The organism is Saccharopolyspora rosea (assembly GCF_025643595.1).
Lineage (GTDB): Bacteria > Actinomycetota > Actinomycetes > Mycobacteriales > Pseudonocardiaceae > Saccharopolyspora > Saccharopolyspora rosea.
Genome location: NZ_CP102826.1, coordinates 1,613,695 through 1,634,980, shown reverse-complemented (window position 1 = coordinate 1,634,980; position 21,286 = coordinate 1,613,695). Strand labels below are relative to the sequence as shown.

The 21,286-nt window shown below is 71.9% G+C and carries 20 protein-coding genes; 7 read left to right on the top strand and 13 right to left on the bottom strand.

From position 1 onward, the window contains the following. Positions 1-7: 7 nt before the first annotated feature. The 3 genes from NV263_RS08020 to NV263_RS08010 all read right to left on the bottom strand — a co-directional run bounded on the left by NV263_RS08020 (position 8) and on the right by NV263_RS08010 (position 3,153). Positions 8-1,324 carry a sensor histidine kinase gene (locus tag NV263_RS08020; RefSeq protein WP_263251930.1) on the bottom strand — a complete coding sequence of 439 codons (1,317 nt, stop codon included), beginning with the start codon at positions 1,322-1,324 and terminating at the stop codon, positions 8-10. A 117-nt stretch (positions 1,325-1,441) separates the two neighbouring features. Continuing rightward, on the bottom strand, positions 1,442-2,071 hold the full coding sequence (locus NV263_RS08015; protein WP_263251929.1) for an MBL fold metallo-hydrolase: 630 nt from the start codon (positions 2,069-2,071) through the stop codon (positions 1,442-1,444). Then, complete coding sequence (locus NV263_RS08010; RefSeq protein WP_263251928.1) at positions 2,071-3,153, bottom strand: S-(hydroxymethyl)mycothiol dehydrogenase; 1,083 nt, start codon at positions 3,151-3,153, stop codon at positions 2,071-2,073. Before NV263_RS08010 ends, NV263_RS08015 begins: the two co-directional genes overlap by 1 nt. 143 nt (positions 3,154-3,296) lie before the next feature. Between NV263_RS08010 and NV263_RS08005 the strand changes: the two genes are divergently transcribed. Continuing rightward, positions 3,297-4,103, top strand: coding sequence for an SAM-dependent methyltransferase (locus NV263_RS08005; RefSeq protein ID WP_263251927.1), 807 nt, complete (start codon positions 3,297-3,299; stop codon positions 4,101-4,103). Here NV263_RS08005 and NV263_RS08000 read toward each other — a convergent pair. Then, entirely contained in the window at positions 4,061-5,263 is a 1,203-nt protein-coding gene (locus tag NV263_RS08000) for an MFS transporter (protein WP_263251926.1), read from the bottom strand. The two genes, NV263_RS08005 and NV263_RS08000, sit on opposite strands and share 43 nt — an antisense overlap. Positions 5,264-5,463: 200 nt before the next feature. Between NV263_RS08000 and NV263_RS07995 the strand changes: the two genes are divergently transcribed. Next, positions 5,464-6,921, top strand: coding sequence for an amidase (locus tag NV263_RS07995; protein WP_263254113.1), 1,458 nt, complete (start codon positions 5,464-5,466; stop codon positions 6,919-6,921). 432 nt (positions 6,922-7,353) lie between these two features. Continuing rightward, positions 7,354-8,112, top strand: coding sequence for an SDR family NAD(P)-dependent oxidoreductase (locus NV263_RS07990; protein ID WP_263251925.1), 759 nt, complete (start codon positions 7,354-7,356; stop codon positions 8,110-8,112). Between the two features lie 514 nt (positions 8,113-8,626). Here the strand turns inward: NV263_RS07990 and NV263_RS07985 are convergent. Both NV263_RS07985 and NV263_RS07980 read right to left on the bottom strand, forming a co-directional pair. After that, entirely contained in the window at positions 8,627-9,820 is a 1,194-nt protein-coding gene (locus tag NV263_RS07985) for an acyl-CoA dehydrogenase family protein (RefSeq protein WP_263251924.1), read from the bottom strand. Beyond that, positions 9,817-11,001, bottom strand: a complete 1,185-nt coding sequence (locus NV263_RS07980) for a CaiB/BaiF CoA transferase family protein (protein ID WP_263251923.1) — start codon at positions 10,999-11,001, stop codon at positions 9,817-9,819. The genes NV263_RS07985 and NV263_RS07980 overlap by 4 nt, the downstream gene beginning before the upstream one ends. A gap of 163 nt (positions 11,002-11,164) precedes the next feature. Between NV263_RS07980 and NV263_RS07975 the strand changes: the two genes are divergently transcribed. After that, positions 11,165-11,833 carry a GntR family transcriptional regulator gene (locus NV263_RS07975; RefSeq protein WP_263251922.1) on the top strand — a complete coding sequence of 223 codons (669 nt, stop codon included), beginning with the start codon at positions 11,165-11,167 and terminating at the stop codon, positions 11,831-11,833. Between the two features lie 159 nt (positions 11,834-11,992). On the opposite strand, the gene NV263_RS07970 is transcribed toward NV263_RS07975, so the two are convergent. After that, positions 11,993-12,574: a TetR/AcrR family transcriptional regulator gene (locus NV263_RS07970; RefSeq protein WP_263251921.1), complete on the bottom strand. Its 582-nt coding sequence runs from the start codon at positions 12,572-12,574 to the stop codon at positions 11,993-11,995. Between the two features lie 91 nt (positions 12,575-12,665). On the opposite strand from NV263_RS07970, the gene NV263_RS07965 reads away from it, so the two are divergent. After that, positions 12,666-13,709: an alcohol dehydrogenase family protein gene (locus tag NV263_RS07965; protein ID WP_263251920.1), complete on the top strand. Its 1,044-nt coding sequence runs from the start codon at positions 12,666-12,668 to the stop codon at positions 13,707-13,709. Between the two features lie 30 nt (positions 13,710-13,739). Here the strand turns inward: NV263_RS07965 and NV263_RS07960 are convergent, their stop codons facing one another. After that, complete coding sequence (locus NV263_RS07960; RefSeq protein WP_317630406.1) at positions 13,740-14,603, bottom strand: 3-hydroxybutyryl-CoA dehydrogenase; 864 nt, start codon at positions 14,601-14,603, stop codon at positions 13,740-13,742. A gap of 237 nt (positions 14,604-14,840) precedes the next feature. Then, positions 14,841-15,641 carry an Fpg/Nei family DNA glycosylase gene (locus NV263_RS07955; RefSeq protein WP_263251918.1) on the bottom strand — a complete coding sequence of 267 codons (801 nt, stop codon included), beginning with the start codon at positions 15,639-15,641 and terminating at the stop codon, positions 14,841-14,843. Positions 15,642-15,786: 145 nt separating this feature from the next. Between NV263_RS07955 and NV263_RS07950 the strand changes: the two genes are divergently transcribed. Continuing rightward, the gene (locus NV263_RS07950; protein ID WP_263251917.1) at positions 15,787-16,389 is read left to right on the top strand and encodes a hypothetical protein; all 603 of its coding nucleotides are present in this window, start codon (positions 15,787-15,789) and stop codon (positions 16,387-16,389) included. Between the two features lie 99 nt (positions 16,390-16,488). After that, positions 16,489-16,950, top strand: coding sequence for a peroxiredoxin (locus NV263_RS07945; protein ID WP_263251916.1), 462 nt, complete (start codon positions 16,489-16,491; stop codon positions 16,948-16,950). On the opposite strand, the gene NV263_RS07940 is transcribed toward NV263_RS07945, so the two are convergent. The 4 genes from NV263_RS07940 to NV263_RS07925 all read right to left on the bottom strand — a co-directional run bounded on the left by NV263_RS07940 (position 16,937) and on the right by NV263_RS07925 (position 21,183). Then, the gene (locus NV263_RS07940; RefSeq protein ID WP_263251915.1) at positions 16,937-17,572 is read right to left on the bottom strand and encodes a trimeric intracellular cation channel family protein; all 636 of its coding nucleotides are present in this window, start codon (positions 17,570-17,572) and stop codon (positions 16,937-16,939) included. The two genes, NV263_RS07945 and NV263_RS07940, sit on opposite strands and share 14 nt — an antisense overlap. Before the next feature lie 89 nt (positions 17,573-17,661). Beyond that, positions 17,662-18,666, bottom strand: coding sequence for a sugar ABC transporter substrate-binding protein (locus NV263_RS07935; protein ID WP_263251914.1), 1,005 nt, complete (start codon positions 18,664-18,666; stop codon positions 17,662-17,664). A 19-nt stretch (positions 18,667-18,685) separates the two neighbouring features. Beyond that, positions 18,686-19,675 (bottom strand): ABC transporter permease, encoded by a 990-nt coding sequence (locus NV263_RS07930; protein ID WP_263251913.1) that lies wholly within the window; start codon positions 19,673-19,675, stop codon positions 18,686-18,688. Further along, on the bottom strand, positions 19,672-21,183 hold the full coding sequence (locus NV263_RS07925) for a sugar ABC transporter ATP-binding protein (RefSeq protein ID WP_263251912.1): 1,512 nt from the start codon (positions 21,181-21,183) through the stop codon (positions 19,672-19,674). The genes NV263_RS07930 and NV263_RS07925 overlap by 4 nt, the downstream gene beginning before the upstream one ends. Between the last annotated feature and the right edge of the window lie 103 nt (positions 21,184-21,286).

The following is a 21,286-nucleotide window of genomic DNA, read 5'->3' as shown; positions in this document are numbered from 1 at the left end:
CGCCTGGTCATCGGCGATGAGAACGGTCGTCTCCGCATCCACTCTCGCCGACCTCCTCGGTGTGCCCCGGAATTCCGGCTCTTCCCGGGTCCGAATTTCCCGCGCACGGTAGCACGGCCTCCAGGCGGAACCCGCCGGAAATCGGATGCGCGGTCAGAGTTCCGCCCAGCAGCGCAACGCGTTCCCGCAGTCCGATCAATCCGTGTCCAGGACTGTGGGAGCCCTCGCGGCTGCGCGGCTCGCTCGTCTCGTTGCTGACCTCGATGCGCAGCGCCTGCGCGCCGTAGTCCAGCAGCACCCGGGCCCGCCCGGTCCCGGCGTGCTTGAGGACGTTGGTCACCGCCTCCTGCACGATGCGGTAGGCGGTCATCTCGACGCCGGGCCCGAGTTCCCGGACCTGGCCGCGGCGGTCCAGCGTCCAGCTCACGGCACCACCGCGCACCGAGTCGACCAGCTCGTCCAGTTCCGCCAACATCGGGGTGGGCTGCCGGTCCACCAGCTCGCCGCCGCCGTCGGACCCGTCCCCGCGCAGCGCTTCGAGCAGGTGGCGCATCTCCGACAGCGCCGCCCGCGAACTGCGCTCCAGCTCCTGGAGCGTCTGCCTGGCGTGCTCCTGGTCGCGGTCGATGAGCGCCCGGGCCACGCCCGCGCGCAGCGCCACCACGGACAGGTTGTGCGACACGATGTCGTGGAACTCCCGCGCGATCCGGGCGCGCTCGATCACCGCGGCGTCGGCGGCCCGCTGGTCGCGAGCCTCGTCGAGCAGCGCCATGCTGCGTTCCAGCTGCGCGGCGCGCAGCCGGCCGACGCGCATCGCGCGGGCCCAACCGATCACCATGATCAGGTTCACCACGGCCCCGACGATGCGCAGCGCTCGTTCCATCGGGGAGTCCATGAACGGCAGGTCGCTGACCGGGTACGCCATCGCGACCAGCCCGGCGGCCACGCTCTGCGCCGGCGAACCCCGCGAGCACACGGCGTAGACCGCGACGAGGATCCCCAGGTTCAACGAGCCGATCGAGAGCTTGAACGAGTTGAGCGCCACCGCGACGGCGACCATCACGAGCAGCACCGCCCACGGCGCGCGCCGCCGCAGCCACAGCGCGCAGGTCGCGGGAACGCTGGCGACCGCCGGCCACCACCACGCGATCTGCGGCGGGTGCGGGGAGGCGGTCAGGTCCACCACCTGGAGCACGGACAGCGGGAGCACGATGCCGAGATCGCCGAGCGTCGTGCGGTGCCGCCGCGCCCAGTCCAGCAGGCCGCGCCCGCGCCGACCTGCTCCGGCCGCGTGCCGCGGGCCCGGCGGGTTGGTGGGGAGCACCGGGCCCGCGGCACTCGTACCTCCACCGCCGCCCCTGTCCGGTGACGACGGACGGTATTCGGGATCATGCACCACACGAGTGCAACATCCATCCCACGAAAGTGGTAGGGGTTCGTGTCAGTAGCCGCGTCGGACCCATTCGTCGAACTGCGGTCTGACCGCACCGATGGTCGTGCTCTCGCCGTGCCCCGGGTGGACCACCGTGGAATCCGGCAGGGTCAGCAGCCGGTCCCGGATGGACCGCACGATGACGTCGAAGTCCGAATAGGACCGCCCCGTCGCCCCGGGGCCGCCCGCGAACAGCGTGTCCCCGGTGAACACCACGCCGAGGTCCACCGAGTGCAGGCAGACCGCACCGGGTGCGTGCCCGGGCGTGTGCAGCACCTGCAAACCGGAACCGCCGACGCCCACGACCTGCCGGTCGGCCAGCTCCCGGTCCGGTGGGCGGTCCGGGTGCGTGAGGTTCCACAGCACCATGTCGTCCGGGTGCAGGAACACCGGCGCCCCGACCGCGTCGGCGAGTTCGGGAGCCTTGCGCACGTGGTCGTCGTGGGCGTGCGTGCACAGCACCGCCAGCACCTCGCGGTCGCCGACCAGGGCGAGGATGGCGGCCACGTCGTGCGGTGCGTCGATGACCACGCACTCCCGGTCGTCGCCGACGACCCAGGCGTTGTTGTCGACGTCGAAGGTCTGCCCGTCCAGCGAGAACGTGCCCGACGTCGTCGTGTGGTCGATGCGCAGCGCCATCAGAAGGTCACCACCGAACGCAGCACCTCTCCGCGGTGCATCTTGTCGAACGCCTGCTCCACCTGGTCCAGAGCGATCTCCTCGGTCACGAACTTCTCCAGCGGCAGGCGGCCCTGCAGGTACAGCTCGACCAGCATCGGGAAGTCGCGTTCCGGCAGGCAGTCGCCGTACCAGCTGGACTTGATCGCACCGCCGCGGGCGAACACGTCCAGCATCGGCAGCCGGAGCTCCATCTCCGGCGTCGGCACGCCGACGAGCACCACGGTGCCCGCCAGGTCGCGCGCGTAGAAAGCCTGCTCGAACGTCTCCGGCCGCCCGACCGCCTCCACCACCACGTCGGCGCCGAACCCGCCGGTGAGGTCGCGGATCGCCTCGACCGAGTCGGACTCGGCGGCGTTGACCACGTGCGTGGCGCCGAACTGCCGCGCCCACTCCAGCTTCGTCGGATCGGTGTCCACGGCGATGATCCGGCGCGCCCCGGCCATCGCCGCGCCCGCCACCGCGCCGTCGCCGACGCCGCCGCAGCCGATGACCGCGACCGTGTCGCCGGGTCCGGCGCCACCCGTGTTGACCGCCGCGCCGATCCCGGCCATGACACCGCAGCCCAGCAGACCGGCGACCGCCGGCCGCGCCTGCGGGTCCACCTTCGTGCACTGGCCGGAGTGGACCAGCGTCCGCTCCGCGAACGCGCCGATGCCCAGCGCCGGCGACAGCGGGGTGCCGTCGGTCAGCGTCATCGGCTGGGCCGCGTTGTGGGTGTCGAAGCAGTACTGCGGGCGACCGCGCCTGCACGCCCGGCACAAGCCGCACACCGCGCGCCAGTTGAGCACGACGAAGTCGCCGGGTTCGACGTTGCGCACCCCGTCACCGACGGCCTCGACGACCCCGGCGGCCTCGTGCCCGAGCAGGAACGGGTAGTCGTCGCTGATGCCCCCCTCGCGGTAGTGCAGGTCGGTGTGGCAGACACCGCACGCCTGCACCCGCACCACCGCCTCGCCGGGTCCCGGATCCGGGACGTTGATCGTCACGACCTCGACCGGCCGGCCCTTGCCGGTCGACACCACCGCACGGACCTCGGACACGTGCACCTCCTCTGACCGGGACGAGAGCCGCCATCGTGATATGCGCCCATCGCCATGGCAATACCTGAACTGGATCTTCCCCGCGAACACCGAGTGTCGTCAGACGGTTACTGTAAGATTTCGGCGGAAAGGGGGAGGAGCCCATGTTCGACACGCAGGACCCGCCGCGCGAGATGGACATCGACCGCCCGTGCGCCGCCCGCATCTACGACGCCTTCCTCGGCGGGAGCCACAACTTCGGGGTCGAGCGCGGGTTCGTCGAGCGTGTCGAGGAGACGCTTCCCGGGATCACCGAGACCTACCGGGAGAACCGGGCGTTCATCCGCCGCGCGGTCGAGTACCTGCTGGCGCGCGGCGTGCGGCAGTTCCTGGACCTCGGCTCGGGCATCCCGACGATCGGCCACGTGCACGAGGTGGCCCGCCGCCGCACCCGCCACTTCCGCGTGCTCTACGTGGACAACGAGCCGCTGACCGTCGCGCACAGCGCACCGCTGCTGGCCGACGAGCCGCGCGCCGAGATCATCCGGGCCGACTGCCGGGACCCCGAGTCGGTGCTGCGCGCACCGGAGGCGGCCGAACTGCTCGACTTCGGGCAACCGGTGGGACTGCTGCTGTCGGCGGTGCTGCACTTCGTCCCGGACGCCGACGATCCGAGCGGTCTGGTGCGGACCTACCGCGCCGCCCTCCCGCCGGGCAGCCACCTGGTGGTCTCGCACGTCACCGGTGACCGCGACACGCGGGCGATGGGCGTGCTGGAGGACTTCTACGCCGAGACGGCCGATCCGCTGCGCGCCCGCCCGACCTCCTGGATCGACGGCCTGTTCGGCGACTTCGAGCTGCTGCCACCCGGCGCGACGTACCTGTCCGCCTGGCGCCCGGATCCCGACCAGATCGTCACCAGCACCCGCTACCCGCTCCTGTACGGCGGTGTGGCGCGGAAGTCGGGTTGACGCACGAAGAGCATCAGCACGCCCGCGACCACGGCGGCGACGCCCGCCACCAGCCACGCGCCGCCGAGGCCGACCTGTTCGGCCAGGACGCCGAACAGCAGCGGTCCCGCGCTGCCCCCGAAGTAGATGCCGGTCTGGGTGAACGAGGTCGCGCTGGCGACCCGCCCGGGGTTGAGCTTGGCGACGGCGAAGTTCAGCAGTCCGGGCCAGGCCCACCCGGCGCCGAAGGCGACGGCCACCCCGACCAGGAAGCCCCCGGGCCGCGGCACCGCCATCAGGGCGTAGCCGACCGATCCGACCAGCAGCATCACCGTGATGGTGCGCACCAGGTTCGGGTTCCGGCGGTCGGCGGCCACCCCGACCAGCAGCCGGATCGTCAGCCCGGCCGCGGACCCCAGCGACAGCACCAGGCCCGCCGTGGACGGCCGGAACCCGACGTCCACCGCCGTGCTGGTCACGAACGCGCCGAGCGCGTTCGCCGCCGCCGAACCGAGACCGCCGGCGAGCGCCAGCAGCACGAGCGCCCCGCGGCCCGAACCGGCCTCCCCGGTCCCGGCCGGGGCCGCGGACCGTTCCGCCTGCGGCAGCCAGGGCACGGTCGCCGCCGCGACGAGCGCGACCACCGCGGCGATGGCGAAGACCCAGCGCCAGCCGACGGTCAACGCCACGGCGGGCACCGCCACGCCGGCCAGCAAGGTCGCGGCCGGGATCGACGACTGCTTGACGCCGAAGCCCATGCCCCGGCGGTGCGCGGGAACGCCCTGCGCGATCAGCAGGTTGGCGGCCGGTTGTCCCAGCGAGTTCGGCAATCCGGCGATCCACAGCAGCACCAGCAGCCATCCGGCGCTGCCCGCCAGGGCCATGCCACCCAGGCACAGCGCACTGCCCAGCGCGGCCAGCCGCATGCCCGAACGGGACCCGATCCGCTCGACCAGCCAGCCCATGGCGCGGGAGAACACCGCCGCGACGGCGAAGAAACCCGCCGCGGCGAAACCCAGCAACGCGGCCCCGAAGTGCAGGTCCTGCCGCAGCTGCACGCCGAGTCCGCCGACGAGGAAGACGGGGAACACGCCCACGGTGACCACGGCCGCCACCGAGGACAGCACTCTGGGCACTCCGACAGCGGTCGGACGGCCACCGACCACGGCGACCCCGGACATCGCCTCTCCTCGCGGTGCGGCGCAATGGTCTTACCAGACTGCGAACCCGCGCACCGGTTGGCAACGGCGACGTGACCCACGCCTCCGTCCAGCTCCTCCTGCTGGAGTACCGATACCGTTTTGCCGGGTTGACGCGGACACGCCGCACCCGCGAAGGTTCCTCAAGCGGGCTGATCGACAACAGGAGGACGACGTTGGGCGTGCCACCGGGTTCCGGCCTTCCTGCGGCGAAGATCCCCGATCTGGTGCTGCTCGACGCGGTCGAGCTGTCCTGGTCGATCCGCAGGCGCGAGGTCTCCTGCGTGGAGGTGATGCGGACCTACCTGGCGCACATCGACCGCTTCAACCCGGCCGTCAACGCGATCGTCTCGCGCGCCGACGAGGAGAAGCTGCTCGACCAGGCGCGGCAGCGCGACCAGGAGCTCGACCGGGGCGAGTGCTTCGGCTGGATGCACGGATTCCCGGTCGCGATCAAGGACCTCGCCAACGCCGACGGGTTCCCGGCCACGATGGGGTCGCCGATCTTCGCCGACGACGTCGCCACCACCGACGACCTGCACGTGCGCCGGATGCGCGAGGCCGGTGCGATCGTCATCGGCAAGACCAACGTGCCCGAGTTCGGGCTCGGCTCGCACACCTTCAACCCGGTCTTCGGCACCACCTGCAACGCCTACGACCACTCGCTGACGGCGGGCGGCAGCAGCGGGGGCGCCGCGGCGGCCGTGGCGATGCGGCTGCTGCCGGTGGCCGACGGCAGCGACTTCATGGGCTCGCTGCGCAATCCGGCCGCGTTCGGCAACATCGTGTCGCTCCGGCCCGGTTTCGGGCGCGTCCCCGAGGAGGGATTCGTCAGCGCCCCGGGGGTCAACGGCCCGATGGGCCGGACGGTGCGCGACATCGCGATGCTGCTGTCCACAATGGCCGGTCCGGACGAGCGCGCGCCGCTGAGCATCGAGCAGGATCCGGAGATGTTCACCGGGAAGCTGGAGCGCGACTTCTCCCGGACGCGCATCGGGTGGATCGGCGACTTCGGCGGCCACCTGCCGACCGAACCCGGCGTGCTGGAGCTGTGCGAGCGGTCCTTCGCGACGTTCGCCGCCATCGGCTGCGAGATCGTGCCGGTCACCGAGGAACTGCCGGTCGAGCGGATGTGGGAGATCTTCCTGCTGTGGCGGCACTGGATGGTCGGGCAGAAGCTCGCCGACCTGCACGCCGATCCGGGCACCCGCGCACTGCTCAAACCGGAGGCCGTCTACGAGGTCGAGGGCTACCTGGGGCTGGGAATCCGGGACATCACGCGCGCCCTCGACGGCCGCAACGCCTGGTACGCCGCGGTGGCCCGGCTGTTCGACCGCTACGACTTCCTGCTGGCGCCCAGCGCCCAGGTGTTCCCGTTCGACGCGGAACTGCGCTGGCCGCAGGAGATCGACGGCCGCCGGATGGACACCTACCACCGGTGGATGGAGACGGTGGCGCCGTGGACGCTGTCCGGCCACCCGGTCGCGAACCTGCCGGTCGGTTTCAACGACGCCGGGCTGCCGATGGGCGTGCAGCTCATCGGCCGCAACCACGCCGAGTGGGCGGTCCTGCAGCTGGCGCACGCCTACGAGCGCGCCAGCGACTGGGTGCACCGCGTGCTGCCCCCGGCACTGCGCTGAGCGCCTGTCTTCGAACTCTTTTTGGGTAGCGGTGCCGGTGGCGGAACCTCAGTGCCTGTCTTTGAACTTGGTTCCGACGGGCGTGGTAAGTGGCGTGAGCCGCTTTCTCTTTCGGTGAGTACGCAAGCAACCGGCACCGCCGCGGGTTCTCAGCGGTCGTCTCGCGAGACAGCCCCGACGCCGTGTATTGGGCATACATCAGGAGGGGCTTCCGCAGTCGATGTGGCTGTGGCGCGAAGCGCCTCCGTGGGGGTGGTGGTCGGGTGACGGGCGGGCCGCTGAGGTTCCGCTCCCGGCACCGCCCCGCACAACGAGTTCAAAGACAGGCACTCAGCGGCCCGCCCGTGACCGTTCGGGAAGGAACCGGGTTCGAAGGCAGGCGCAGTGGAGTTCGCTCTGGAACGCGGCGGCGTGGCCGCGTACGTTCTGGGCATGGGAACCGAGATCTTCTCGTTGCAGGACAGGGTCGCGCTGGTCACCGGGGGTGGCCAGGGCATCGGTCTGGAGATCGCCAAGGCGCTGCGATCGGCCGGTGCGCGCGTGGTGATCGCCGAGATCAACCCGGAGACGGGCGAACGCGCCGCCGCCGAGGTCGACGGCGAGTTCCGGAAGCTCGACGTCACCGACTCCGCCGCGGTGGCCGAGGTGATCGGCTCCGTCGCGGCCGATCACGGGCGCATCGACGTGTCCGTGCACAACGCCGGAACCGTCCGCAACGAACCCGCGGAGTCCATGTCGGACGAGTCGTGGCGGACCGTGGTGGGCCTGAACCTGGATGCGGTGTTCTGGTGCTGCCGCGAGGTCGGGAAGGTGATGCTGGCGCAGGGTTCCGGCTCGATCGTCAACCTCGCGTCGATGTCCGGGATCATCTCGAACCACCCTCAGCCGCAGGCGTCCTACAACGCTTCCAAGGCCGGGGTCATCATGCTCACCAAGTCCCTCGCCGGCGAGTGGGGCGGCCGCGGCGTGCGGGTCAACTCCATCTCCCCCGGCTACACCGGCACCGAGCTGCTCACCGGTGTCCGCACCACCAAACCGGACTGGTACGACGGCTGGGTGGCCCAGACCCCGCTGGGCCGCGTCGCCGAACCCCGCGAGATCGGCCCGCTCGCGGTCTACCTCGCCTCCGACGCCAGCAGCTTCGTCACCGGCAGCAACGTCGTCATCGACGGCGGCTTCACCGTGTGGTGACACGGGTTCCGCGCCCCATCGGGCAGACACCGCCCTCGTGGCGCTTCCTCTTCCGGTGAGTGGTCCCGCCGCGCTGGCACCGCCGCGGGTTCTCCGACGAGCACGGCGGCGCGTCAGCGCGTCGTCGGGGGGCGGTGGTCGGGCGACGGGCGGGCCGCTGAGTGCCTGTCTTTGAACCTGCTCCCGGAACCCGCGTGGCAAGCGGCGCCAGCCGCTTTCTCTTTCGGTGAGTACGCAAGCAACTTGCACCGCCGCGGGTTCTCAGCGGTCGTCTCGCGAGGACAGCCCCGACGCCGTGTATTGGGCATACATCAGGAGGGGCTTCCGCAGTCGATGTGGCTGTGGCGCGAAGCGCCTCCGTGGGGGTGGTGGTCGGGTGACGGGCGGGCCGCTGAGGTTCCGCCACCGGCACCGCTACGCAAAAGGAGTTCGAAGACAGGCTCTGAGGTTCCGCCACCGGCACCGCCCCCAAAACGAGTTCAAAGACAGGCATCGACCAGCCGATGGGGAAAAGTCACCCCCGGAAGGCGTTGTGGCCGGTGAGGGCTTGTCCGATGGTCAAGGCGTGCATCTCGCTGGTGCCCTCGTAGGTGAGCACCGACTCCAGGTTGGCCATGTGGCGGATGACCGGGTACTCCAAGGAGATGCCGTTGGCGCCGAGGATCGTGCGGGCGGTGCGGGCGACTTCCAGGGCGCCCCGCACGTTGTCCAGCTTGCCGAAGCTGATCTGCTGCGGCAGCAGCGTTCCGGCGTCCTTGCGGCGGCCGAGGTGCAGCGCCAGCAACCGTCCGTTGTGGACTCGGACGGCCATGTCGGCGAGTTTGGCCTGGGTGAGCTGGAACCCGCCGATGGGGCGGCCGAACTGCTCCCGGGTGCCCGCGTAGTCCATCGCCGCCTCCAGGCAGCTGCGGGCCGCACCGGTCGCGCCCCAGACGATCCCGTAGCGCGCTTCGTTGAGGCAGCTCAGCGGACCGCGCAGGCCGGTGACCTCGGGCAGCACCGCGTCGGCGGGCAACCGGACGTCGTCGAGGACCAGTTCGCTGGTCACCGAGGCGCGCAGCGAGCCCTTGTGCTTGATCTCCGGCGCGGAGAAGCCGGGCGTGTCGGTGGGCACGACGAAGCCGCGCACGCCTTCGTCGGTGCGCGCCCACACCACGGCGACGGAGGCGACGCTGCCGTTGGTGATCCACATCTTGCGACCGTTGAGCACCCAGTCGGAGCCGTCGCGGCGCGCGGCGGTGCGCATCGAGGCCGGGTCGGAACCGTGGTCCGGCTCGGTCAGCCCGAAGCAGCCCAGCGCCTCGCCCGCGGCCATCCTCGGCAGCCACTGCTGCTTGTGCTCCTCGGAACCCCAGCGCCAGATCGCGAACATCGCCAGCGATCCCTGCACTGAGACCAGCGAGCGCAGGCCGGAGTCGCAGGCTTCCACCTCCTCGCACACCACGCCGTAGTCCACAGCGGACAGCCCGGCGCAGCCGTAGCCCTCCAGGTGCATGCCGAGCACCCCGAGCTTGCCGAGTTCCCGAGCGATTTCGCGGACCTGCGGGAACTCGCCGCGCTCGTACCACTCGGCGATGTGCGGGTCGACGTGGTCGCGGCACAGCGCCCGCACGCTGTCGCGGATGGCGAGCTGTTCCTCGGTCAGCTCGGCGTCGATCCCGAGCGGGTCGTGCGGGTCGAAGGCGGGGCGGTGTCCAGCGGCACTCATCGGACGGTCCTCCTGGCAGCGGTCGTGGGAAGTCGTCGTGCGGAATCGCCGAGCCACGCGAGGACCTCCTCGGTGTGCTCGCCGAGCTCCGGCGGCGGCGTCGGTGCGGCGCCGTCGAAACCGGAGAAGTCGATGGGAGTGCGCACCTGCATGGCCGCGCCGCCGCCCGGGTCGACCATCGGTCGCAGCCCCAGCGACTCGGCGTAGTGCACGGCGCGGGCCAGGTCGTTGACCTGGCCGCAGGCGATCCCGACCGCCTGCAGGCGCTGCTGCCAGTCGGCGGCGGTGCGCGCGCCGAGCACGTTCTCCAGCAGGCGCACCAGTTCGTCCCGGTTGGCCACGCGCTGCGCGTTGGTCGCGAACCGTTCGTCGTCGGCGACGCCGACCAGGCCGAGCGCCTCGGTGAGGCGCCGGAACTGGGCGTCGTTGCCGACCGCCACGGCCAGGAAGGCGTCCTCGCAGCGCAACGTCTCGTAGGGCGCGATGCTGGGGTGCCGGTTGCCCATCCGCTGCGGTGGGACGCCGGTGGCGAGCATGCCGCTCATCTGGTTCACCAGCGATGCCAGCAGGCTGGACAGCAGGTTCACCTCGACGTGCTGGCCGGTGCCGGTGCGCTCCCGGTGGCGCAACGCGGCCATGATGCCGAACGCGGCGTCCTTGCCGGTCAGCACGTCGACCAGGGCCACGCCGACCTTGGTCGGCGGACCGTCGGCGTCGCCGGTGATGCTCATCAGGCCGCCCACCGCCTGCACCACGAAGTCGTAGCCGGGCAGGTCGGCGCCCTCCCCGCTGCCGAAGCCGGAGATCGAGGTGTAGATCAACCGCGGGTTCAGCTCCCGCGCGCTCTCGTGGTCCAGGCCGTGGCGGGCCAGCGAGCCGGGTCGGAAGTTCTGCACCAGGACGTCGGCACGCCGCACCAGTTCCCGCGCGGCCGCGAGGTCGTCCGGGTCGTCGAGGTCCAGTTCGACGCTGCGCTTGCCGCGGTTGACCGACTCGAAGTAGGACGAGCCGCGCTCGGTCCACGGTGGACCCCAGGAGCGGGTGTCGTCACCGGTGCCCGGGCGCTCGACCTTGATCACGGTCGCCCCGAGGTCGGCGAGCAACATGCTCGCGTACGGACCGGCCAGCACGCGGCTGAAGTCCGCGACGAGCACGCCGTCCAGCGGCAGCGTTGCGTCCATGCGCCCAGCCCTTCCGCGCCCCGTCCGCGGGCGCCTGCGGTCGTGCCCACGCGCGCCACCGGAGTCCGGACCGGGAGGCGGCAGTGGCTTGCGTCACGGCGATTTTGGATCCAATATACAGTCGTACCGACTGCGGTCAACCCCGTTCGACCCCGGGAGCCCGATGCCCGACAGCCCGCGACGTCCGCCGACCACGCAGGAGTTCGTGCTCGGCGAGCTGCGCAGCGCGATCGTCGCCGGGGAGCTCTCCCCCGGCCAACCGATCCGGCAGGACGCGATCGCGCAGCGCCTCGGCGTGAGCCGGGTGCCGCTGCGCGAGGCGCTGAAGACGCTGGAGGCCGAGGGCCAGGTCGTGTACCAACCGCACCGCGGCTATTCGGTCGCCGAGCTGTCGTTGGCCGACCTGCTGGAGGTCTACCGGATGCGGGAGCTGCTGGAGTCCGAGGCCGCGTCGGTCGCCGTGGAGCGGTTCACCGACACCGACCTGGCCCGCGTCGACGACGCGCGGCGGGACGTCGAACGGGCCGCCGACGACGGCGACCTGGTCGGGATGATCGCCGCGAACCGGCGGTTCCACTTCGCGCTCCTGGAACCGTCCGGGATGCCGCGGCTGGTGCGCGTGGTGCGCACCCTGTGGGACGCCACCGACGCCTACCGCGCGGTGTACTACAACTCGGACCACAACCGCGCGCGCGTCCGCCGCGAGCACACCGCGATCGTGGCGGCCGCGACCGAGCGCAGGCGCGCGGACCTGGTGCGCCTGCTGGACGAACACCGCGCGCACGCGGTGCGGGCGCTGCGCACCACGATCCCGGCGAACGACCGGCGTTGACGTGCGGCCGGACGGTCGCGCGTTCCCCGCCAACGGTCGAGGATGGACGAGGTCTTCAAGGCGCTGGCCGACGTCCACGCGGCACGGCCGGCCCGCGCCCCGTCCGCCCTCCAGGCGCTGCCGGCTCCCGAGGCGGCGTGACCGCGGCGCCGCGCCAGGTCACCCCTCGCCGGCCAGCAACCGCTCCGCGGTGCGGCGCGCCTGCCGGACCGCCCCGGGGATGCCCGCGGAAGCGGCCACGGTGGCGCCCTCGTAGAGCAGGAAGGCGCTGTCGGCGAAGTCCTCGGGATCGGCGAGCGCGGCATCGGCCGCGAGACGCGCGAAGCGCTCGCGCATCCACCGCTTCTGCTCGGCGATGACGGCCCTGGCCGGGTGGTCGGCCTCGGGGATCTCCGCGAGCGCGTTGACGAAGCCGCAGCCCCGGAAGTCACCGCCGCCCATCCACTCCTCCAGCGCGTCGAACACCGCGAGCAGCGCCTCGCGCGGTGCGGCGACCTCGCCCAGCCGCGGTTCCAGCCACTCCCGCCAGCGCCGGTCGCGCTCGATCAGGTACGCGGTGACCAGGCGGTCCTTCGAGCCGAAGCAGGTGTAGAGGGTCTTCTTGGTGACCCCGGCGTCCGCGGCGATGGCGTCCACCCCGACGGCGTGGATGCCCTGCCGGTAGAACAGCCCGGCGGCCACGTCGAGCACCCGCCGCCCGGCGGGGGTCAGATCGTCCAGCAGCTCCACCACGTCAGCCATGGCGCCGACTATACCGACCGGTGTGTGGACGCAACGTCCCTACCGTGATTCCGTGGTAACCATACCGGTCGGTATACCTCAGGAGGACGAGATGCGCGCAGTGCTGCTCACCGGCTTCGGCGGCACGGAGAAGCTGGAATACCGGGACGACGTGCCCGAACCGGCGGCAGGGCCCGGTGAGGTCCGGGTCCGGGTCGCCGCGACGGGCATCAACAACACCGACATCTGGACCCGCCAGGGCGCCTACGGGGCCGCCGACGACCCGTCGGCCGGAACCGGCTGGCGCCGTCTCCCGCTCACCTTCCCCCGCATCCAGGGGGCCGACGTGGTCGGCCGGATCGACCAGGTCGGCGAGGGCGTCGACGGGCCCGCGCTCGGGCAGCGGGTCGTGGTGGACCCGATGCTCTACACCGGGACCGAACGCGAGCTGGTGACCACGGACTACCTCGGCAGCGAACGCGACGGCGGGTTCGCCGAGTTCGTCACCGTCCCCGCGGCCAACGCCCACCCGGTCGACAGCGCGCTCACCGACGCCGAGCTGGCCACCTTCCCCACCGCGTACTCGACCGCGGCGCGGATGCTGGGCCGGGCCGAGGTCCGGGCGGGCGAGACCGTGGTCGTCACCGGGGCCGCCGGTGGCGTCGGGTCGGCGCTGGTCCAGCTGGCCGCGTTGCGCGGCGCCCGGACCGTCGCGGTGACCAGCGCGGCGAAGCGGGACCGCGCGCTGCGGCTCGGCGCGCACGCCGCCGTGGACCGCGACACCGCCGATCTCGCGGCCCGGGTGCGGGACGCGGCGGGCGGCGAACCGGAGGTCGTCGCCGACGTGGTGGCCGGACCGCTGTTCGGCCCGCTGCTGGGCGCGCTCGCGCCGCTGGGCCGCTACGTCGTCGCGGGCGGCATCGCGGGGCCGGTGGTGCAGGCGGACCTGCGGACGATCTACCTGCGCCAGCTGCGGTTGGTCGGTTCCTCGTTCGGCACCCACCAGGACTTCGCCGACGTCATCGGCCACGTCGCGCGCGGCGAGCTGGCTCCGCTGCTCGCGGGCACCTTCCCGCTGCACGCCCTGCGCGAGGCGCAGGAGGCGTTCACCGCCAAGGACTTCGCCGGCAAGCTGGTGGTCGAGGTGGCGGCGTGATCCCGCGGCGGAGACCGCGGCGCTGCCGGATCAGGAGCCGTAGTCGTAGAAGCCCCGGCCGGACTTCTTGCCCTTCAGCCCGGCCTCGACCATGCGGCGCAGCAGCGGCGGGGCGGCGTAGTTCGGGTCGCCGTACTCCTCGTGCATCGAGTCGGCGATGGCCTTGAGGGTGTCCAGGCCGACCAGGTCGGCCAACCGCAGCGGGCCCATCGGGTGGGCGCAGCCGAGCACCATGCCGTTGTCGACGTCCTCGGCGGTCGCGTACCCGCCCTCGACCATGCGCACCGCGGACAGCAGGTAGGGCACCAGCAGCGCGTTGACGATGAAACCGGAGCGGTCCTTGGCCCGGATGGTCTGCTTGCCGAGCTGCTCGGTGGCGAACGCCGCGGCCCGCTCCACGGTGTCCTCGCCGGTCAGCAGCGAGGGCACCAGCTCGACGAGCTTGAGCACCGGGACGGGGTTGAAGAAGTGCACGCCCAGCACCTGCCCGGGGCGCTCGGTGGCCGCCGCGAGCTTGGCGATCGGGATGGACGAGGTGTTCGACGCCAGGATGGCGTCCGGGTCGGACACCACCTCGTCCAGCTCGGCGAACAGCTTGGTCTTGAGCTCGGCGTCTTCGGCGATCGCCTCGATGACCATCTGCCGGTCGTCGAGGTCGGTGAGCGTGGTGGTGAAGTGCAGCCGCGACTGCGCCTCGTCGCGGTCGGCCTCGGTGATCTTGCCGGCCTGCACCGCCCGGTTCAGCGACTTCCACAGCCTGGCGCGTCCGGCCCGCGCGGCGTCGTCGCTGACCTCGACCACGATCACGTCGATCCCGGAGCGGGCGCCGACCTCGGCGATGCCGCCGCCCATCTGCCCGCCGCCGACCACTCCCAGCCGCTCGATCTTCGTCACCACACCGATCCTTCCGCATGACGGGTCCGTGGCGCCCGATCATGCCAGGAACAGCGGTTACCGACCGGTAGAGCGTGCGCAACGCCACCGCGCGCCGTCGCCGCGGGAGCCAGGCCGCGTTCGCCGCGGCCCGGCTCCGGGCGGTCGGCCCCCCAGCACCGACCCTGACCCCCGAAGGATTTTCAGATTAACCCACGGTGCGGCACGACCACATGCGCGCGTCCGCATGACGTCCGATCATTCCGGCTGGCAGTGCGGGCACCACAGGGTGCTGCGGCCGCCCACGCGTCCCCGGCTCAGCGCCGTCGAGCAGCGGGGGCAGTGCGGGTCCGGCTCGTCCCGGTGCCCGGTCAGCCAGGAAGCGCGGTCCGGGACCCGACCGACCCGGATCGCCTGCCGCAGCATCGAGCGCATGTCCCCGTGCACCCGGCCGAACTCGCCCGAGGTCAGGTCGGTGGCGGCGCGCGCCGGGTTGATCCGGGAGCGCCACAGGATCTCGTCCGCGCACAGGTTGCCGAGCCCGGCGATGATCGACTGGTCCATCAGCGCGGGCTTGATGCGGCGCCTGGTCCGGGTGAGCCGCTCGGTGAACTCGTCGCGCCCGACCTCCAGCGCGTCCGGACCGAGTTCGTCGAGCTGCCGATCCACCTCATCCTGCTCGCGGGCGAGGTGCAGACCGGTCAGCTTGCGCATGTCCCGGTACCGCAGTTCGCCGTCGGCGAAGTCGAACACGACCCGGTCGTGCGGGTGCAGCTCGGCGTCGTGCTCGCACCACCGCAGGCTGCCGGTCATGCCGAAGTGCAGCAGCACCCACGGCGCGGCCGGCGATCCCCCGGCGGAGGAGGCCGTCGGGACCATCAGCCACTTGCCGTGCCGCGACGGTTCGGCGACGTAGCGCCGCCGCAGCGCGTCGGCGAACTCCTCCGCCGAGCTGTCGCGCAGCACTTGGGCATCGTGCACGTGCACCGCGCGCACCTGGCGCTTGACCGCCTCCTCGGCGACCCGGCGGAACCCCTCGACGTCCGGAAGCTCGGGCATGCTCCCCGGATACCCGCCGAACCGCGCCCGCACGCCCGCCCCCGCTGCACCGCACCCGAAGTGTCCACTGAGGACGTTCCGAAATCCCGGTGAGTTCGCGCGGACCGCCTACCCCGCGCATGCCGGATGTGGTGGGCTGGCGGACATGGCCGACGACCAGCGCATCCCGGACCCGGACGCGATCACCCGGTTCTGGTTCTGGTGGGCGCGCATCCGGGAGCCGCTGGCCGAGGCGATCGCCGAGTTCCGCTCCGAGGAATTCGTCCCGCCGCTGCGGGACGCCCTCACCGCGCTGCACCCGGACCTGCGGTTCGCCACCCACCCGGGGTTGCGCGCCGCGCACGCCCTGACCATCACCGCGGCCACCCCCGCGGCCCGCCGGGCGGCGGCTGCCGTGCTCGCCGCGGCCCCCGCACCGGACCACCTGTGGGAGTTCGACGACCTGGAGCTGCCGCCCGCCGACCCGAACGCGCTGACCTGCCTGGTCGGCGACCTGGAGATCCGGATGACCGGGATGCGCGCGGCCGTCCACCACCGCGGCGCCACCGCCTTCATCGAGTTCTTCCACCCGATGCTGGTGGACCTGTCCCCCGAGATCACCGACCCGGTGTTGGAAAGCGCGCTGGCCGCGGTGCTCGGCGACGTCCCGCCGCGCCGCACCCAGCTCGTCGTCGCGCTGGTCCGGCAACGCCCCGCGGAAGCGCTGGACCTGCGCGAGCTGCGCGCCTTCCTCGCCGGACTGCCCTGATCCACGTCCACGCGGTGACCCGCCAACCGGCACCGGCGGCGGGCGGAAAGTGACCGGGAATACCCTTGCTGCGGCGAATCTCCGTCCGAGGGAGACAGGATGCGACCAGGCGACGTCGTGGCGGACTTCGTCCTGCCCGACCAGCACGGCACCGAACGCGCGCTGTCCGAACTGCTCGACGCGGGCCCGGTGGTGCTGTTCTTCTACCCCGCGGCGATGACCACCGGGTGCACCGCGGAAACCTGCCACTTCCGGGACCTGTCCGCCGAGTTCGCCGAACTCGGCGCGCAGCCGGTGGGCATCAGCGCCGACCCGGTGGGCAAGCAGTACCGGTTCGCCGAGGCGAACTCGGTGCCGTTCCCGCTGCTGTCGGACTTCGATGGCGTGGTGGCCCGCCGGTTCGGCGTCAAACGCCGGTTCGGGCCGATCCCGGTCAAGCGGCACACCTTCGTCGTCGACACCGACAGCTCGGTGCTGACCGTCGTGCGCGACGAGTTCCGGATGACCGCGCACGCCGACACCGCGCTGCGGGTGCTGCGCGACCGCGTCACCGAGAGCTGACGCCGCGGGCCAGCGGAGCGCGCCACCCGTACCGCAGCGCCAGCAGGCGCACCGCGAGCGCGGCGAGCGCGGCGGTGAGCGGCGTCAGGTCGTGCAGCACCGCCAGCAGCGCCACCAGCGAGCTGCCCACCAGCGCGGGCACCGCGTAGATCTCGCTCTCCGGGTGCAGCAGCGCGGGGACGTCGCCCGCCAGCACGTCGCGCAGCGCGCCGCCCCCGATCGCGGTGGCGGCGCCGAGCGCGATCGCGGGCAGCGGGTGCAACCCGTGGTTGAGCGCCTTGATCGTCCCCGCGACGCAGAAGACCCCGAGCCCGACCGCGTCGAACAGCAGCACGAAGCGCCGGATCCGCGCGAGCCGGGGATGCCAGAAGAACGCCAGCGCCGCGGCGGCGAACGGCGTCAGGAAGTACTGCATGTCGGTGAACGCGACCGGCGGAACCGCACCGATCACCAGGTCCCGGAACACCCCGCCGCCCAGGGCGGTGACCTCCGCCAGCACCGCGATGCCGACCGCGTCGAAACGCTTGCGCACCGCCAGCAGCGCGCCCGACAGCGCGAAGGCGAAGATCCCGATCAGATCCAGGACCTCCTGGACGAGCGGATTCACGATCGCGGTGGACACCGCTTCGTTCTACCTCCCACCCGTCGCCCCGACCACCGCCTCCCGCGGAGGCGCTGTGCGCCACAGTGTGCGACGGCCGGGCGCACTCCTCACGCGGGCGGGTTCTGGCAGCTGGGGTGCAGGATCTTCTGCACCTCGGGGCTGTCCACGTTGTCCTTGGTGATCAGCGTCGCCCCGGTGTCGGTGTGCTGCGCCGCGCCCTGCCGGTGCCGGACCTCGTCGATCGCCGCGTTCACCGACGCGTAGCCCATCCGGAACGGGTTCTGCGCGATGAGGCCGGTGATCACGCCCTCCCGCAGGGCCTGCACCTCACCGTCCGAGGTGTCCCACCCGATGATCTTGATCTTCCCGGCCTTGCCGGCCTGGCGCACCGCCTCGGCGGCGCCGAGGACGCTGGGCTCGTTGGCCGCGTAGATGCCGTTGAGGTCCGGGTGGGCGGTCAGGATGTCCTGGGTGACCTGCAGCGCCTTGTTGTACTCGCTCTCGCTGGACTGCTGGGCGACCAGCTGCATCCCCGGGTGCCGGGCCAGCCCCTGCTTGAAGCCCTGAGCGCGGGTCTCGTTGGTGCTGGTGCCCGGCTGGAACTCGATGAACGCGATCCTGCCGCGGTCGCCGAGCTGGCGGGCCAGCAGGTCGGTGGCCTGTTCGGCGGCGGCGACGTTGTTGGTGGCGAACACCGGGACGTCGGGCGGCTGCGGATCGGTCCCGGAGTCCATGTTGACCACCGCGGTGCCCTGGCTGCGCGCGGTGTTGGTGATGTCCGCCAGCGCCTTGGCGTCCGTCGCCGCGTAGACCAGGCCCTTGTAACTGCCCTGGGACAACAGGTCCTGCAACAGGCTCTGCTGCCCGCTGACGTCGCTCTCGGCGTGCACGCCGTCCCAGTGCACCTGCACCCCGGGCTGCTTGGACGCGGCGCACTCGGCACCGACCCGGACCTTCTCCCAGAAGTCGAACCCGATCGCCTTGGGGACCACCGCGAGCCGCAGCGGCCCGCCCTGCTGCTCGCCACCGCCGCTCTGCTGGTACACCCCGACGCTGCACCCGGACGCGAACAGCGACAACGCCGCGCAAGCCGCCGTGAGAACCTTCTTCATCGCCGCGCTCCCCTCCGTCTCACCCGGCGTCGGCGCCGAGCTTGCGTCGTTGGTAGTGGTCCCACCAGACGGCGAGCCAGATGATCACGCCGATCAGCACGTTCTGGTAGAAGGTGCCGATGTTCAGCTGCACCGCGCCGTTGCGGATCACCGCGACCAGGAACGCGCCGATCAGCGAACCGAGCACGGTGCCGCGGCCGCCGAACAGGCTCGCGCCGCCGATGACCACCGCGGCGATCACGTCGAGTTCCAGGCCCTCGCCGAAGTTCGGCTGCCCGGAGTTGATCCGCGAGGCCGCGATCATGCCGCCGAGACCGGCCAGCGCGCCGGAGAGCACGTAGACCGCCGTGGTGTACTTGCGCACCGGCACCCCGGACAGCCGCGCGGCTTCCATGTTGGACCCCATCACGTAGGCGTAGCGGCCGAGGCGGGTCCGGGTGAGCACCAGGTGCCCGAGCACCGCGACGAGCACGATCAGCAGCACCGGGATCGGCACCGCGCCGATGACGCCCTGCCCGAGCAACCGGAACGACGCGGGCGCGCCGAACACCGCGACCGCACCGGTCACGATGAGCACCAGCCCGCGCCCGACGCTGAGCATGCCGAGCGTGGCGATGAACGGCGGCAGCCCGACCACCGAGACCAACAGCCCGTTCACCAGTCCGGCGAGCGCGCCGACCGCGATGCCGCCGACGATGCCGACCAGCGGGTTGAACCCGTACTGGGCCATGAGCATCACGCCGATCACCCCGGACAGCGCGGCCACCGACCCGACCGACAGGTCGATGCCGGCGGTGATGATCACCAGCGTGACGCCGACCGCCATCACCGCGTTCACCGAGGTCTGCGAGGCCAGGTTGAACAGGTTGTCGAGACTCAGGAACGAGGGCGCCACCACGGAGAGCGCCACGAAGATCACGATCAGCGCACCCGCCGCGGCGACCTGCGAGACCGCGCCCGACATCCGTTCGGTGAGCCTGCCCGGCAGCGTGCTGGTCCGCTCAGTCATGATTCGTCCCTCGCTCCGGTCGCCAGCGCGACGACGCGTTCCTCCGAGAAGTCCGCGCGCGGGACCTCGCCGGTGATCCGCCCACCGCGCATGACCAGGATCCGATCGCACATGTTCAGCAGTTCCGGCAGATAGCTGGAGATGAACACGACCGCCTTGCCGCGCGCGGCGAGTTCGTCCATCTGCTGGAACATCTCCGACTTCGCCCCGACGTCCATGCCGCGGCCCGGCTCGTCGAAGAACAGCACCTCCGCCCCGGTCTCCAGCCAGCGCGCGAGGATCACCTTCTGCTGGTTGCCGCCGGACAGCAGCCGCACCGGCCGCCCCACCCACGGCACCCGGATGCGCAGGCCGTCGCGGCTCCGCTCGGCGACCGACCGCTCGGTGCGCAGGTCGATCAGCCCGCCGCGCATCGGCAGCCGGGCCATCGTGATGTTCTTGTCCACCCCCAGCTGGAGGGCAAGACCATCGGTCTTCCGGCTCTCGGTGAGGTAGCCGATCCCGGCCGCGATGGCGTCCGCCGGGGTCCGGATGCGCAGCGTTGCGCCGTCCAGTTCGACGGTGCCGGTCTCCGGCGGCTCCGCGCCGAACACCGACCGCGCCAGTTCGGTGCGCCCGGCGCCGACCAGTCCGGCGAGGCCGACGATCTCCCCGGCGCGGACCTCGAAGGACACGTCCCGCACCCGGTCGCCGCGGGACAGCCCGGACACCCGCAACCGCACCTCGCCGGGCGAGGCGTGCGAGCGCGGGTAGAGGTTGTCGACGTCCCGGCCGACCATCAGCCGGACCAGCTCGGCTTCGTCCAGTTCGGACACCGGTCGGGTGGCCACCACGGCGCCGTCGCGCATCACCGTGACCCGGTCGCCGATCTCGAAGATCTCGTCCAGCCGGTGCGAGATGTACAGGACGGCGATGCCCTGCGCGGTGAGTTCGCGGACGATGCCGAACAGCTCGGCGGTCTCGCGTTCGGTGAGGCTGGCGGTCGGTTCGTCGAGGATCAGCACCTTCGCGCGCACGGCCAGCGCCTTGGCCAGCTCGACGCGCTGCTGCTCCGCGGTGGACAGCTGGGACACCCGGCGGTTCGGGTCGACGTCCAGGCCGACCCGGGCGAGCAGGTCGCGGGCGGCCCGGCGCTCCCCGGCGCGGGTGATCCACCCCCACCGGCCCGGCTCGTGCCCGATGAACAGGTTCTCGGCCACCGACAGGTCGGGGGCCAGCGCGAACTCCTGGTGCACCATCGACACGCCCAGCCGCCGCGCCGCTCCCGGTCCCTGGTAGCCGACCGAACGCCCGTCCAACTCGATGGTGCCCGACGTGGGCGGTTCGACCTGGGCGACCAGTTTCATCAGCGTCGACTTGCCCGCGCCGTTCTCACCGGCGAACACGTGCACCTCGCCGGGTGGCACGGACAGCGTGACGTCGGAGACCGCGACGACGCCGGGGAAGCGCTTCCCGACCCCCGTCAGCGCCACGGCCGGGCGCGCCGGCGACGGTGCCGTTGATGCCACGCGCGCCTCCCCTCGATCAGCGGTGATCGACCGCATCGGCTCGCAGTGCGCCGGATCATACCCACATCCCCCTTCACGGGAAAGGGTTGAAACGAAGCCAAGT